Source organism: Hymenobacter sp. AT01-02, assembly GCF_000961955.2.
Classification (GTDB): Bacteria; Bacteroidota; Bacteroidia; order Cytophagales; family Hymenobacteraceae; genus Hymenobacter; species Hymenobacter mucosus.
This window is the reverse complement of sequence record NZ_JZIR02000215.1, coordinates 1-711: the sequence shown is the minus strand read 5'-3', so window position 1 is coordinate 711 and position 711 is coordinate 1. Positions and strand designations below refer to the sequence as shown.

The window sequence follows — 711 nt, the reverse complement described above, 5'->3', positions numbered from 1 at the left end:
TTTTTTTTGAAGAATCGCTACTTTTGTTTGATAATTCATATACCATATTATTTAACTGCCAAAAACATCTATTTAATACCTATATACTATTGTTAGAATACATTAGTCTTTTGCCTAGTTTTCCTGTATAAGGTTGAACAAAAGCACCTTCAACCAAGTTGTCTCCGCCTATGCAAGTCACCGTCTGTCGCAAAGAGCACTTCAACGCCGCGCATCGCCTCCACAACCCTGAGTGGAGTGATGAACAGAACCAGTGGGTGTTTGGCAAATGCAATAACCCTCACTATCACGGACATAACTACGAGCTCATCGTACGATTAACGGGTGAGATAGACCCCCGTACTGGCTACGTGTATGACATGAAGATTTTAAGTGACCTCATGAAGCGCGAGATTCTGGATACCTTTGACCATAGGAATCTGAACTTGGATACAGAGGAATTCCGGAACCTCAATCCAACGGCTGAAAACATTGCTGTTGTGATTTGGAACCGCTTGCGTCCCCATTTAGAGGAGCACCTAACATTGTCGGTCACGTTGTATGAGACCGAACGCAATTTTGTAGAATACCATGGCTAACTCTGAGCCCGCTGCTTCAGCTGCGGACAGTAATACTCCCGCTGCCGACGCCCATCTGGACAGTGCCTTGCGCACACCTCTTCGCCCGGACGCTTTTGCGCAGAGCGACGATGAGAAGATTACCGCTATTGCC

Annotated in this window: 1 protein-coding gene; it reads left to right on the top strand. The window is 46.0% G+C overall.

The window, feature by feature from the left end:
* Window positions 1-170 precede the first annotated feature (170 nt).
* Complete coding sequence (locus tag VI25_RS22510; protein WP_045687225.1) at window positions 171-578, top strand: 6-pyruvoyl trahydropterin synthase family protein; 408 nt, start codon at window positions 171-173, stop codon at window positions 576-578.
* Window positions 579-711: the final 133 nt, after the last annotated feature.